Source organism: Flavobacterium sp. 9AF (assembly GCF_902506265.1).
In the GTDB taxonomy this organism is placed as follows: domain Bacteria; phylum Bacteroidota; class Bacteroidia; order Flavobacteriales; family Flavobacteriaceae; genus Flavobacterium.
In genome coordinates, this window is sequence record NZ_LR733556.1 from 782,528 (window position 1) to 796,741 (window position 14,214).

The following is a 14,214-nucleotide window of genomic DNA, read 5'->3' on the forward strand; positions in this document are numbered from 1 at the left end:
TTCTATTAAAGTTAGCTTTTTTATTGTTCTTCATTATCTTCAGTTAAACTATCAATAAAATCTTGTTCTTCTTGGGTTAACACTAAACCAGAATCTATATCCCAAAAATCAGTCAGTATAGTGTTGTTTCTGTTTAGTAAGGTTTTGTCTTTAAAAATTTCTTTTACATCATAAGTAAAAAGACGTTTTGTAAACTTATTGGTAACAAAATAATTTCTAACTTCTGTTTTTATCATTTCTTTATTTTGTTTAGCCAAAAAACCTATTTCTTCTTTTGCATACACTAAATAATATTCTTCATTGCCTTTTACTCTATAAGTCATTTTAAAAGCAGACTTAAAGACATTTTTTTTACCCGAAATAGCATAATCTGCATTTTGTTCTGCTCTATTAGGTTGTATAAAACTCTCTATTTCTATAATTATTCTTTTATTGTAATCATACAATATAATAAAATCGAACAAATATCCTTTTTCTTCATCCAAAGGCTTTACAATCAATTGATAATAATCTTCATTTTCTGGATATGATTTAATTTGAAAATCGAATTTCTTTTTAAATTTATTATCTAATATTTCATCAAGATATTTAAACTGATAATAATTTTCCATTAAGTTATTTAAATTATATCCATAAATATCTTTATCTGTTTTTTCATTTAATATTCCCAAAACTCTATTTTGTTCCACTAGTATATCAGTTTTTATAGAGGATTTATCCTTTAAAATTTGAAAATTAACTAATCCATCATTATATAAAATGTTTGCTTCATTTTTCTTGAAAAACTCTCTAATATATACTCTCAAGTTTGCAGGAACTGACAACCTATTCTTAGAATTCTCTACTAAACCTTTTAAAATATCTTGTGGATGATCTTTTGTTAAAATAATTTCAGGAAGTTTATTTACTGTACTTTCCAAATAAATAACATTTTCTTCCTCCTTTAATGTAATCGATTTTACAATGAATTTTTTATAAGAAGAATGACTAACCTCTAGATAAGAAGGCCTTTTCAAGTTTATCTTAACCATTCCATCAGCATTGGAAATAAAACTCTCTTTAGTACGAAGTACTGTAAGCGTAACCTCATCTACAGGAAGTTGACTCTCAATATCCTTAAAAAGTATTGTAAGTTCATTCTCTTGAGAAAAGGTTTTTAAACAGCATATAACTAAAAAAAGAAAATAAATTCTTCTCATCGGCAATAACAATTTTAACAAAAATAGGAATATTTAAATAAAAGCAAGCTTTTTAAATCTAAAAACAACAATTAGCGACATTTAGCGCACAAAAGTTAAACGTTTTATTTAACTATATTATTATTTAAATTTTCTTCAATTTTAATAACGCTTTATAATATAACAAAACAACTGAGAAAAACCCTACAATTAATTTTTAAAAAAAACTCCTCATAAGAGGAGCTTCTTTTATTCATTATGTAGAAAAGATTGCCTATTTAACAAGGTTTCTTCCGATTCCACATAATCTTCATCAGGAACACAACAATCTACAGGACATACTGCTGCGCATTGAGGTTCTTCATGAAATCCTTTACATTCAGTACATTTACTTGGCACAATATAATACACATCGTCAGATAATGGAATCTGAGCTGCATCTGCATCTACTTCGCTACCATCAGGTAAAATTATTTTTCCAGATAGTTTTGTACCATCTTTATATCTCCAATCATCTGCTCCTTCATATATAGCTGTATTAGGGCATTCAGGTTCACAAGCACCACAATTAATACATTCGTCGGTTATTTTTATTGCCATATTTATAAAATTAAAAGTTAGAAAATTGTCTATAGAAGTTTTTAAAATCTAATTAAATAGTCTAACTAAATCATTATTTTTGTGCAAAAATACAATGTAAACAATTAAAAGCAAAAAACTAATGTTACAAAATGAAATAAAAGAATGTTTTATAGAATTAGGTCATTTTCTAGATCAGTTTACTCATGATGAATATGTAAAAAATGAAACCGTAAAAAACAATGCTCTATTTCATGATGATTTCATTCAGCTAATTGGATTATCACAATCACATAACGGTTGGTTTACAAAAGACAATGTTTGCTTTTCAATAGCTTCATGGGCCAATGCGCTTACTAAAAAAAACCTAGATCATTGGATCTCATCTTATGATTTTTCTTCAGTTACAACAAAAAATATCGGATTAATTTTAGCTGGTAATATTCCATTAGTTGGGTTTCATGATTTATTAAGTGTATTAATTACAGGACATAATGTTATTGTAAAAACATCGTCTAGCGATCAGTATTTAATTCAGTTTTTAGCAAAATATCTCACCAGTTTAGATAATCGATTTCAAGAAAAAATAATTTTTGTAGAAGGCAAATTAGAGAACTTTGATGCCGTTATAGCCACAGGTAGCAATAATACAGCTCGTTATTTCGAATTTTACTTTAAGGACAAACCTAATATTATTAGAAAAAACAGAAATTCGGTTGCTATTTTAACAGGAGACGAAACTCAAGAAGAATTAGTTAACTTAGGAGAAGATATTTTTAGGTATTTTGGATTAGGATGTCGAAATGTTTCCAAAATTTTTGTTCCAAAAGACTACAATTTTGATGCTTTCTTCAATGCTATGTTCAATTACCAAGAAATCATTAAATACGATAAATATGCTAATAATTATGATTATAACAAAGCAGTTTATTTAATGAGTAATTACAAATTACTAGACAATGGCTTTTTGACTTTAAAAGAAGATGAAAATTATGCATCTCCAATATCTTCTGTATTTTATGAATATTATGAAAATAAAAATGAGGTAATTCAAAAACTCCAAAATGACGTTGATAGAATTCAATGCATTGTTAGTAAAAATCATATTAAGAACAGTATAAAATTTGGCCAAACACAAAAACCAAATCTTTGGGATTATGCCGATAATATTGATACTATTGAATTTTTAATATCATTATAATGCATTTACTACAACGTTATTGTTAATAACATTGAATAATTAACAACAAAAAGAATTATAATTATAAAGCGTATTTGCGAAATTTGCTAACACTATAAAATCACAACTCTTTTCAAATTTATTTTGAAATAAAATTATAACAAATGAAAAAACACAATTACAGCGCTGGTCCTTGTATTCTACCTCAAGAAGTATTTGAAAAAGCTTCAAAATCAATATTAAACTTTAACGATAGTGGATTATCCATATTAGAAATTTCTCACAGAAGTAAAGATTTTGTAGCTGTAATGGAAGAAGCAAGAGCTTTAGTACTAGAATTATTAAACTTAGAAGGTAAAGGTTATCAAGCTTTGTTTTTACAAGGCGGAGCTAGTTTAGAATTTTTAATGGTTCCTTATAACTTAATGAAGGTAAATGGAAAAGCAGCCTATTTAGATACAGGAACTTGGGCAAGTGGTGCTATCAAAGAAGCAAAACCTTTTGGAGAAACCGTAGTAGTTGCATCATCAAAAGAGAGTAATTACAATCATATTCCTAAAAACTACACTATCCCATCTGATGCAGATTATTTTCACTGTACATCAAACAATACTATATTTGGAACACAAATGAAGGCATTTCCAACTACCAATATTCCAGTAGTTTGTGATATGAGTTCTGATATTTTTTCAAGAAATCTTGATTTCTCAAAATTTGATTTAATTTATGCAGGCGCTCAAAAAAACATGGGACCAGCAGGCACTACATTAGTAGTTGTTAAAGAAGAAATTCTAGGTAAAACAGGAAGAGCTATACCAAATATCTTAAATTATGAGCAGCACATCTCAAAAGAGAGTATGTATAATACTCCGGCTGTTTTTGCAGTGTACACCTCTTTACTTACCTTACAATGGTTAAAAAACTTAGGAGGAATTAATGCTATTGAAAAAATAAATAATGCAAAAGCCAATTTACTTTACACAGAGATTGACCGTAATCCTTTATTTAAAGGGACAGCTGCTATAGAAGATAGAAGCCATATGAATGCAACATTCTTACTTGAGAACGATGCTCTTCAGGAACAATTTGATAGTTTGTGGAAGAAAGCAGGTATTTCTGGCATTAATGGCCACCGATCTGTAGGAGGATATAGAGCTTCTATGTACAATGCTTTACCTATAGAAAGTGTACAGGTTCTAGTGGATGTAATGAAGGAATTAGAAAAAAATAGTTAAGAAAATTATACAAGATTTAACGTTAGAAAAATCTTATTTTAAATAAAAAACAATGAAAGTATTAGCGAACGATGGTATTTCTAAAGCAGGCATTAAAGTTTTAGAAAAAGCAGGATTTGAAGTAATTACCACAAAAGTAGCTCAAGAACAAGTAGCTTCTTTTATCAACACACATGATGTTAAAGTAATTTTAGTACGTAGTGCTACAAAAGTAAGACAAGACATTATTGACTCTTGTCCTGGATTAAAAATAATTGGTCGTGGAGGAGTAGGAATGGATAACATTGATGTTGACTATGCAAGAAAGCAAGGAATTCATGTAATAAACACTCCCGCTTCTTCTAGTGAAAGTGTAGCTGAATTAGTTTTTGCTCATTTATTCACAGGAGTTCGATTCTTACACGATTCTAATAGAAATATGCCTTTAGAAGGAGATACAAATTTCGATGGATTAAAAAAAGCTTATGCTAATGGTATCGAATTAAAAGGAAAAACTCTTGGTATTATTGGATTTGGGAGAATTGGACAAGCAGTTGCAAAAATGGCTTTAGGTTTAGGCATGAAAGTAATTGCATCTGATAAATATGTAGGTGAAGCTGTCATTCGTGTGGATTTCTATAATGGCCAATTTATCAACGTGGACATCAAAACAGAGCCAATGGAAGAACTTCTAAAACACTCCGACTTTATTACTTTACATGTTCCTGCACAAGATGGATATGTAATTGGTAGAGAAGAATTTAAATTAATGAAAGAAGATGTAGGAATTGTAAATGCCGCTCGTGGTGGTGTTATTGATGAAGTAGCTTTAGTTGAAGCATTAGACGAAGAAAAAGTTTTATTTGCAGGACTAGATGTATTCGAAGATGAACCCACTCCAGCGATGAAAGTTTTAATGCATCCTAAAATTTCATTAACTCCCCATATTGGTGCAGCTACTCTTGAGGCACAAGATAGGATTGGAACAGAATTAGCTGATCAAATTATAAGTTTGTTAAAAAACAATTAAAAAATTCCCTAACTTTAACATCCAACTTAAAAACAAGTAATTATGTCAGGAATTTTAGATTTATTAAACAGTGATTTAGGTAAGCAAATCATTAGCAATGTTAGTGATAAAACAGGGATAAATTCTACTCAAGCAACAGAAGTAGTTTCTTCTAGTTTACCAGCTTTATTAGGAGCTATGCAAGGAAATCTTCTTTCTGGAAATGGAGCAGAAGGACTAATAAATGCAGTAACAGGTGGAAAGCACGACGGTAGTATCTTAGATAATCTAAGTGGTTTTATTAATGGTGGTGATTTTGCTGACGGTTCAAAAATTTTAGGACATTTATTAGGTGACAAACTAGGTTCAGTTGAAAACGGAATTAGTGAAAAAACTGGAGTTTCAAGTAGTATAATATCAAAAATCCTACCTATGCTTGCTCCCATTATTATGGGCTATTTAGGAAAACAAACTAAATCTAAAGGTGTTTCAGATGGAGCAGGTTTAGGAAGTATTTTAGGTGGTCTTTTAGGTGGATCATCTGATGGAGGTTCTATTGGAGGAAGCATTTTAAATTCCGTTTTAGATCAAAATAATGATGGAAAAGTAGATGTTAATGATGCAATAACTGCTGTTACTAAGAAAAAAGGTGGTTTAGGAGGCTTATTAGGTAGTCTCTTTGGAAAAAAATAAAATAAAACCATAATATGTTAAAAGCATCGACAAAGTCGGTGCTTTTTTTTATCTTTATGTCAATAAAAATCAGAGCTAAATAAATACTTTAAAGCCTCAACCTTGAAACAATATCTAATTATATTATCATTAATTATAGGAATTTCAGCAGCCTGCAATTCCTCAAAAAATATTGTTGATTATGAAAAACCAAAATTAGTAAGTGATACACTTCGCATTGCTAATAAAGAAGTTGAATATGAAGTCATAATCATTGATGCTGGTTTTACCTCTTGGTTTAACACAAGTGCTAGACCTAGGAATTATTATTCGCAAAATTACTTAGAAGCAAGAAATAGGGTTTGGATTTTAGAATGGAACAGAAGAGCCATGATGCCGTTGCAATACAATCCAAATTTATATGAAATGCAAATAGATTATGACAATTCTATAGATTATGGCTACGAAGTAAATTATCTCATATACAATTATCTTGTCTATTTTCAATTGAAAAACAATCAAAAACTGGGTGGCTTTTTAGCTCGAATTTAAACTAATGAACAAACTAAAACAACGGTGGAATATAAACTCCAATTGGCAACTGATAATCATTTTTATTGTATTTGCCATAACAGGCTCAACAGCAGCATATATTTCAAAACCTATAACTAATTATTTAGGAATTACAAAAGATTCCATGTCTATATGGCTATATTGGCCTTTACGCCTAATTCTAATTTTCCCTTTATACCAAGTCCTTTTAGTTTTAATTGGATGGATTTTTGGCCAATTTCACTTCTTTTGGGAATTTGAAAAGAAAATGCTTTACAAAATGAGACTTAAATTTATAGCCGATTTTTTCGATCAGATTTTCGAAAAAAAGTAAAAAACTTATTTTATTATGTTTGAATTTCTTATTTTTGATTAATGATAAGAATAGTATCAAATTATAATAATGAATTAAAACTTAAAGGTTTTAATGTTTTCCAAATTGAAACGGACGACAACGCAACAAAAACCTACAGTAGAAAGGATTTTTACAAAATATGCTTAACAACTGGTAAAAGTAAAATTCATTATGCTGACAGAAGTTTTGAAGCTAATGACACCATTTTGTTTTTTGGCAATCCAAACATTCCTTATTCTTGGGAAACTTTATCCACTAAATACATAGGATACACTATCCTATTTTCTGAAGATTTTTTTGTTTCTGGAAAGCATTCTATTAACCTCCAAAAATCTCCTTTGTTTAGTTTAGGCGGAACTCCTATTTTAGAAATTTCAGAAGCGCAACGTGAATTTTTAAATAAGCTTTTCGAAAAAATGATAGAAGAGCAACAATCTGATTATGAGTTTAAAGATGATTTGATTCGTAATTATATTGATTTGATTTTACACGAATCTTTAAAACTAAAACCATCTGAAAATTTCAATCAAGAAAAAAGTAGTGCTTCGCGTTTAACACGCGTTTTTATGGAACTTTTAGAAAGACAATTTCCCATTGAAAATCCAGAAAATTCGTTGCAATTAAAAACGGCTAAAGACTATGCTGAAGTACTTTCGGTTCATGTTAACTCACTAAACAGAGCTGTGAAAGAAGTTACAGGTAAAACTACAACAACTATCATTTCAGAACGTATTACCAATGAAGCTAAAGCGATTTTACAACATACAGATTGGAATATTTCGGAAATAGCGTATGCTTTAGGTTTTGAATATCCTACCTATTTTAATAACTTCTTTAAAAAACAAACAGGAAACAACCCCACTCACTTCAGAACAGAAGCTGTTTGAATTTCTTAACATTTCGTTTGATTTCTATTATTTACTTATTCTTCACTAACCTAATTTTGCATTGTAAATCAATACAATTGTAAAATGAAAAAAAAGTTTTTAATAACAACAATTACACTCGTTGTTGTTATAGCTTGTAATAATGTAAAAAATCAAAAAAAAATGGAAAATCAGAATTCAACTTCTCTATATCCAAAGGGACAAAAATTACCAAACGATTGGTTCACTGGAAATGCTTTTATAACACCATTAGTTGCAAAAGACAGCAATAATGAATTCTCTATTGGTAGTGTATCTTTTGAAATAGGAGCAAGAACGCATTGGCATACGCATCCAAAAGGACAAGTTTTATTAGTTACAGAAGGTAGCGGTTTGTATCAAGAAAAAGGAAAAAAAGCTCAAATTATTAAAAAAGGTGATGTAATAAATATTCCTGAAAATATAGAACATTGGCACGGAGCTTCTGCAAAAACTTCGATGACGCATACAGCAATTACCAATTTTAAAGATGACGAACAAGTTACTTGGTTAGAACCTGTAACAGATTCTGAATTTAATGTAGCAAATCAGTAATACTATGAAAAAAAAATTATACTTGTTGTTAACATGCATCGTAACAGTTATCACATCTTGTAATCAAAAAACAACAACAGAAAATAATAAAAATATAGAAGAAATGAATACAAAAGAAGAACATTATACTTTTCAACTTAGTGAAAAAGTAACGCGTCAAAAAGTAAGTTTTAAAAATCGTTACGGAATTGAATTAGTTGGCGATTTATACTTACCTAAAAATGGAGGAACCAATCTTCCTGCGTTAGCAATTAGCGGCCCTTTTGGAGCTGTAAAAGAACAATCGTCTGGATTATATGCTAACCAAATGGCACAACGTGGCTTTGTTGTTTTAGCTTTTGACCCTTCTTATACTGGTGAAAGTAGTGGCGAGCCAAGAAATATTGCTTCACCAGATATTAATACTGAAGACTTTAGTGCAGCTATCGATTTCTTAGGACTACAAAAAAATGTAGATCGAAATAAAATTGGAATCATTGGAATTTGTGGTTTTGGTGGATTTGCATTAAATGCTACAGCGGTAGACAAACGTGCTAAAGCAGTTGCGACAACCAGTATGTACGATATGACTAGAGTTACTTCAAAAGGATATTATGATGCTGTGACTTTGGAACAAAGAACCCAAATGTTAGAACAACTTAGTCAACAACGTTGGAAAGATGCAGAGAACGGAGCCCCTTTCTATGATTATTCAAGAAGTTTACCAGATACATTAACTGGTAATGAACCTGAATTTGTAAAAGGATATTTTGACTATTACAAAACACCAAGAGGTTTTCATGAACGTTCTATTAATTCAAATGCTGCTTGGGCTGCAACATCATCTTTATCTCTTATGAATATGCCTATTTTAACGTATATAAAAGAAATTTCACCAAGACCAGTGTTAATTATTGCGGGTGAAAATGCACACTCTAAGTATTTTAGTGAAGATGCTTTTAAAGCAGCCAATGAACCAAAAGAATTATTAATTATTCCTGGAAAAGTGCATACCGATTTATATGACAAAACTGATGTAATCCCTTTTGAAAAGCTTGACAGCTTTTTCAAAGAAAACTTACACTAAAACTCCAATAAAAAATCCCGATAATTCGGGATTTTTTATTCTTCTTTTTTTATAACATATTGATAAATCCATGTTATTGTAAACGTAGGTATAAAATCGATAAAAGGAAAAGCTTCTTCAATAAAACCTATAATACCTGCTACTTTTCCTGTAACTCCTTTGTACATATACATTAAAAGCAAACCTGAAATAGGTGCCCAAACCACATCAATAACTTCTGCAAACAAAGGGACTACATAAGAAAGCATACCTATCAAATCAAATAAAATACTCAAAATCAATTTAGTATTTTTACTTGAATCTTTAGATTTAGTAATAACTTGAACTTCTTCTGCCATTTAAAATATATTTAAAAAATTAGTTGATTTAAATATAACAAAATAAATGCCAAAAAATTATTCTCTCTTAATTAATTTATAAAAATCATCTCGAAACGCTTTTTCTTTGAAAACACCACCATATTGTAACGTTGAAGTAAAACTACTTTCATCCTTGATACCTCTACTCGACACACATAAATGGGTTGCTTCAACAACCACAATTACATCTTCAGTGTTTAAAACCGTTTTCAATTCATTAAAAATTTGCATAATCATCCGTTCCTGAACCTGTGGTCTTTTAGCATAATAATCAACTATTCGATTTAATTTGGATAGCCCAATCACCTTTCCTGATGATATATAACCCACATGTGCTTTCCCTACAATGGGTAAAAAATGATGCTCACAAGTAGAATTGAAACTAATATTAGCTTCTACTAACATCTTATCATAATGATAGGAATTATCAAAAACGGAAATTTTTGGCTTATTAGCAGGATTTAATCCTGAAAATATTTCTTGCACAAACATTTTAGCAACTCGATGCGGTGTTCCTTTTAAACTATCGTCTGTAAGATCTAAACCTAATTCTTTCATGATTACAGCAAAATGCTCTTCAATAACTTCCATTTTCGCTTCGTCTGATTTATCAAAAGCATCTTTTCTCAATGGCGCTTCAGCCGAAGTCATTTGATGATTATCTCCTATAATCTCAAATATTTCTTTTTCAAGTTGCGTATTCATTTTCATTCCCTTTCTTATTTCAATTTCGATTTGTAATATTTTCTCAATTTCTCCAATTTTGGGGCAATTACCATTTGACAATATCCTTGCAAAGAGTTTTGGTTATAGTAATCTTGATGGTATTCTTCTGCTGGATAAAACTCACTTGCAGCAGTTACTTGTGTCACAATTGGATTGTTATATAACTTCTCTTTGGTAAGCCACTGAATGTATTGCTCTGCTTTTTCTTTTTGTTCCAAAGAGTAATAAAAAACCTCACTTCTGTATTGGGTTCCTGAATCAGCTCCTTGCCTATTCAAAGTAGTAGGATCATGTGTGCCAAAAAATATTTCTAATAAATCTTGATACGCAACTTCTTTGGGATTAAAAGTAATTTGAATAGCTTCTGCATGGCCCGTCGCACCACTACACACTTCACTGTAAGTTGGATTTTTTGTCTTTCCTCCTATATATCCTGAAGTTACTTTTTGAACTCCTTTCACTTCTAAAAAAATGGCTTCTGTACACCAAAAACAACCACCCGCAAATGTGGCAACTTCTAAATTTTCGTTCATAGTAACGGCTATTGGTTCTTTAAATTCTTTTGGTTTAAACTTCCCTTCTTGAGAATGGCAAGCTTGTAAAATAAAAAAACTAACTAAAATTAAATATTTCATGTAATTCTTTTTTTGTTTAACAAATATACTAAATATGTTAAACAATTTTAGATTTTAACTTATATTTATTATTTATGAAATAAATTGTGATGGGTATAAAATTTAGAATTAGAAAAAAATTGGTTTCTTTGTAAAAAAGTTTTCTGAATGATTAAAGCCACTAATATTCACAAATATTACAACACATTACATGTATTAAAAGGTGTAAACTTACATATTCAAAAAGGAGAAATTGTATCTATTGTAGGTGCTTCAGGTGCTGGAAAAACGACATTATTACAAATACTAGGCACATTAGATAAAGCCTCATCTGAATTAAATTCACGTTTAGAAATTAATGGTGAAGAGGTTACTAATATGAAAGATAAAAATTTATCTCGATTTAGAAATTTAAATTTGGGATTTATTTTCCAATTTCATCAATTATTACCTGAATTTACAGCATTAGAAAATGTTTGTATTCCTGGATTAATTGCTAAAAGAGACAAAAAAGAAGTAGAAATAGAAGCAACAAAATTGTTGGATTATTTAGGATTATCGCATCGATTACAACATAAACCTAACGAATTATCTGGAGGAGAACAACAACGTGTAGCAGTTGCAAGAGCATTAATAAACAAACCTGCTGTAATTTTTGCTGATGAACCTTCAGGAAATTTAGACACACATTCTGCAGAAAACTTACATCAATTGTTTTTTAAATTAAGAGATGAATTTGGACAAACATTTGTAATTGTTACTCACAATGAAGAATTAGCCAATATGGCGGATCGAAAATTAACAATGGTGGATGGAAATATTAAATCCCCTAATGAATAAAATGGAATGACTAAAGAAACTTTAAAAGATTTTTTAGAAGAAAAAGTAGATTTATACAATAATCCCAATTTTATTGAAACTGATCCCATTCAAATTCCTCATAATTACTCTTTAAAAGAAGATATTGAAATTGCTGGCTTTCTAGCAGCAACAATAGCTTGGGGTAATCGAAAAATGATTATCAATAATGCCAAAAAATTTATGGATGCATTGGGTAATGCCCCATATGATTTCGTTATGAATCATTCCGAAAAAGAATTAAGCCGTTTAGATAGCTTTGTTCATCGTACATTTAATTCAATCGACGCAATTACATTTATAAAAGCATTAAAAAACATATACATTAATCATGAAGGATTAGAAACTGTTTTTTCTAGTTATGCTAAACCAGATTCACTGCAAAGTAGTATTTCAGAATTTAAAAAAATTTTTTTTGAGATTCCGCATCATAATAGAACAACGAAGCACATTTCAGATCCTTTAAATAATTCAGCCGCAAAGAGAATCAACATGTTTTTAAGATGGATGATTCGAAAAGATAATAAAGGAGTTGATTTGGGAATTTGGAAAAATATTTCTCCCGCTTCCCTCTCTTGCCCTTTAGATGTACATTCGGGTAACGTTGCAAGAAAAATGGGTTTGTTATCTAGAAAACAAAATGATGCAAAAGCACTTTTTGAGTTAGATACTAATTTAAGAAAATTAGACACTAATGATCCTGTAAAATACGATTTTGCTTTATTTGGCTTGGGTGTCTTTGAGAAATTTTAAATAGCAACTAATATATAGAAAAACAATTAGATCAAACGTTTAACAAAAGAATTACTAATTGTATGAAATACATAAATGGCAATACTATAAACCTTTTGTAAAATAATATAACCCAGACTAGTAGCATAGGATATAAATTTGTAAAAGAAAATGAGAGCAAATATATTCTCATAAAAAAAATAAACTATTTACAAACTAAAAATTTATTATTATGTTACGTTGGACAATCACATTTATCATTTTAGCAATAGTTGCTGGAATATTCGGTTTTGGAGGAATTGCAGCTGGTGCTGCTAGTATTGCAAAAATATTATTTTTTATTTTTATAGTACTTTTTATATTATCTCTAATAAGTGGGAGAAGAAGAGTTTAAATCAAAAAAATCCTGTAAACTAAATTAAATAATAATAGAAAGTTTACAGGATTTTTTTATTCTTTTGCAATTGTATCTCTATTTCCTTCCTGCATTTTACCCTCTTCAATCATTTTATCCACTTCTTTCTTTTCTTCACTATTTAAAGTTTCCTTATTTTTTACTTCTTCAACATTAGCCAATTTAAATTTACAAAACATGGGTAAATGATCAGAGTCAATTTGAGATAATGTTTTAAACTCTTCAATATAAATTGCCTTCGAATGAAAAAACAAATCTATTGGAAAACGCAATAATTTATATTTTGCATGAAAAGTCGAAACAAAACCTCTTCCTATTCTTGGATCAATTAAATTAGAAATTTTTTTAAATAAGACAGACGATTTTGCCCATGCCACGTTGTTAAAATCACCAGATACGATAACAGGAAATTTACTTTTTTTAACTCTTTTGGCTACAGATAATAACTCTCCGTCTCTTTCTTTAGAATTTTCTTCTTCCGTAGGACTTGGAGGTGGCGGATGTACTCCAAAAAAAGTTAACTTTTTCCCATCTTGCGTTTCTAATATAATTTCAAAGCTAGGTATATCATCTGCAACAAAATAATGAGTAACTGCTTCTATAATTTTAAGTTTTGAATAAAAATGCATCCCATAAGTATTCTCTAAAGTTGCTTTATGAGAATAAATATATTCTTTTTCAATACTTTGCATGTTTTTTTCCCAATCAGCATTAGATTCCATTGTTAAAATTATATCTGGATTAATATGATGGATTAAATGAACCAATTTATGATATGATGTATTAAACTGATAAACATTTACCGAAATAATACTTAGCGCTTTTTCATCATATTTTAATTGTCTATCTATTCGTTCTTTTTGAAAAATAGGTGTATAAGGCAATAAGACAAAACAATTATATAGTATAAAAATGAGTAAGACTACCTTACAAATTAAAGATAGAGACATATTTTCGAAACGGATAACAAAACTAAATCCAAATAAAAAAAGTAAAATAAACAGTAATTGTATCCTGCCAAAATCCCATACTCTAAAAAACCAATGTTGGTTAGACACAAAAGGCAATACATTTAGTAATAAAATAAGACCAGAAAATACATAAAAAACGGTTTCGATTATCATAACTTAATTTCTTGTCATAAAAATAAGCATATTTAAAAATTGGATAGTCAAAAAAAATGGTAATTCTTTATTAAAAAATTTATTCATTAATACATTTTGTAACAAATAGAGATAAGTTTCG

18 protein-coding genes are annotated in these 14,214 nt (G+C 29.5%); 12 read left to right on the forward strand and 6 right to left on the reverse strand.

From position 1 onward, the window contains the following. Window positions 1-20 precede the first annotated feature (20 nt). Window positions 21-1,199, reverse strand: coding sequence for a hypothetical protein (locus tag HALO113_RS03625; RefSeq protein ID WP_159777724.1), 1,179 nt, complete (start codon window positions 1,197-1,199; stop codon window positions 21-23). Between the two features lie 228 nt (window positions 1,200-1,427). Next, complete coding sequence (locus HALO113_RS03630; protein WP_159777725.1) at window positions 1,428-1,778, reverse strand: 4Fe-4S dicluster domain-containing protein; 351 nt, start codon at window positions 1,776-1,778, stop codon at window positions 1,428-1,430. A gap of 121 nt (window positions 1,779-1,899) precedes the next feature. On the opposite strand from HALO113_RS03630, the gene HALO113_RS03635 reads away from it, so the two are divergent. The 9 genes from HALO113_RS03635 (at window position 1,900) to HALO113_RS03675 (ending at window position 9,265) form a co-directional block, all read left to right on the forward strand. Next, window positions 1,900-2,958, forward strand: coding sequence for an acyl-CoA reductase (locus tag HALO113_RS03635; protein ID WP_159777726.1), 1,059 nt, complete (start codon window positions 1,900-1,902; stop codon window positions 2,956-2,958). Between the two features lie 143 nt (window positions 2,959-3,101). After that, window positions 3,102-4,172, forward strand: a complete 1,071-nt coding sequence (gene serC, locus HALO113_RS03640) for a 3-phosphoserine/phosphohydroxythreonine transaminase (RefSeq protein WP_159777727.1) — start codon at window positions 3,102-3,104, stop codon at window positions 4,170-4,172. 52 nt (window positions 4,173-4,224) lie between these two features. Next, window positions 4,225-5,181, forward strand: coding sequence for a D-2-hydroxyacid dehydrogenase (locus tag HALO113_RS03645; RefSeq protein ID WP_159777728.1), 957 nt, complete (start codon window positions 4,225-4,227; stop codon window positions 5,179-5,181). A 42-nt stretch (window positions 5,182-5,223) separates the two neighbouring features. After that, complete coding sequence (locus HALO113_RS03650) at window positions 5,224-5,853, forward strand: DUF937 domain-containing protein (RefSeq protein ID WP_159777729.1); 630 nt, start codon at window positions 5,224-5,226, stop codon at window positions 5,851-5,853. A gap of 102 nt (window positions 5,854-5,955) precedes the next feature. Continuing rightward, the gene (locus HALO113_RS03655; RefSeq protein WP_159777730.1) at window positions 5,956-6,384 is read left to right on the forward strand and encodes a DUF6146 family protein; all 429 of its coding nucleotides are present in this window, start codon (window positions 5,956-5,958) and stop codon (window positions 6,382-6,384) included. A gap of 4 nt (window positions 6,385-6,388) precedes the next feature. After that, entirely contained in the window at window positions 6,389-6,718 is a 330-nt protein-coding gene (locus HALO113_RS03660) for a DUF6787 family protein (RefSeq protein ID WP_159777731.1), read from the forward strand. Window positions 6,719-6,759: 41 nt separating this feature from the next. Beyond that, entirely contained in the window at window positions 6,760-7,626 is an 867-nt protein-coding gene (locus HALO113_RS03665; protein ID WP_159777732.1) for an AraC family transcriptional regulator, read from the forward strand. 162 nt (window positions 7,627-7,788) lie between these two features. Next, window positions 7,789-8,199, forward strand: a complete 411-nt coding sequence (locus HALO113_RS03670) for a cupin domain-containing protein (protein ID WP_159779548.1) — start codon at window positions 7,789-7,791, stop codon at window positions 8,197-8,199. Between the two features lie 103 nt (window positions 8,200-8,302). Further along, window positions 8,303-9,265, forward strand: a complete 963-nt coding sequence (locus HALO113_RS03675; protein ID WP_236554698.1) for an alpha/beta hydrolase — start codon at window positions 8,303-8,305, stop codon at window positions 9,263-9,265. Window positions 9,266-9,300: 35 nt separating this feature from the next. Here HALO113_RS03675 and HALO113_RS03680 read toward each other — a convergent pair whose 3' ends face one another. From HALO113_RS03680 to msrA, 3 genes are read right to left on the reverse strand one after another with little or no spacing between them, the layout of a single operon-like run. Then, the gene (locus tag HALO113_RS03680) at window positions 9,301-9,603 is read right to left on the reverse strand and encodes a hypothetical protein (RefSeq protein ID WP_159777734.1); all 303 of its coding nucleotides are present in this window, start codon (window positions 9,601-9,603) and stop codon (window positions 9,301-9,303) included. Between the two features lie 57 nt (window positions 9,604-9,660). Further along, window positions 9,661-10,335, reverse strand: coding sequence for a GTP cyclohydrolase I FolE (gene folE / locus HALO113_RS03685; protein WP_201297564.1), 675 nt, complete (start codon window positions 10,333-10,335; stop codon window positions 9,661-9,663). An 8-nt stretch (window positions 10,336-10,343) separates the two neighbouring features. Beyond that, window positions 10,344-10,883: a peptide-methionine (S)-S-oxide reductase MsrA gene (gene msrA / locus HALO113_RS03690; protein WP_201297627.1), complete on the reverse strand. Its 540-nt coding sequence runs from the start codon at window positions 10,881-10,883 to the stop codon at window positions 10,344-10,346. 249 nt (window positions 10,884-11,132) lie between these two features. Here msrA and HALO113_RS03695 point away from each other — a divergent pair, with 249 nt between their 5' ends. From HALO113_RS03695 to HALO113_RS03705, 3 genes are all read left to right on the forward strand, one after another. Next, entirely contained in the window at window positions 11,133-11,804 is a 672-nt protein-coding gene (locus HALO113_RS03695) for an ABC transporter ATP-binding protein (protein WP_159777737.1), read from the forward strand. A gap of 6 nt (window positions 11,805-11,810) precedes the next feature. Further along, on the forward strand, window positions 11,811-12,575 hold the full coding sequence (locus HALO113_RS03700) for a TIGR02757 family protein (RefSeq protein ID WP_159777738.1): 765 nt from the start codon (window positions 11,811-11,813) through the stop codon (window positions 12,573-12,575). A gap of 211 nt (window positions 12,576-12,786) precedes the next feature. Next, window positions 12,787-12,948, forward strand: a complete 162-nt coding sequence (locus HALO113_RS03705; protein ID WP_159777739.1) for a DUF1328 domain-containing protein — start codon at window positions 12,787-12,789, stop codon at window positions 12,946-12,948. 56 nt (window positions 12,949-13,004) lie between these two features. Here HALO113_RS03705 and HALO113_RS03710 read toward each other — a convergent pair whose 3' ends face one another. Continuing rightward, window positions 13,005-14,093, reverse strand: coding sequence for an endonuclease/exonuclease/phosphatase family protein (locus HALO113_RS03710; RefSeq protein WP_159777740.1), 1,089 nt, complete (start codon window positions 14,091-14,093; stop codon window positions 13,005-13,007). Window positions 14,094-14,214: the final 121 nt, after the last annotated feature.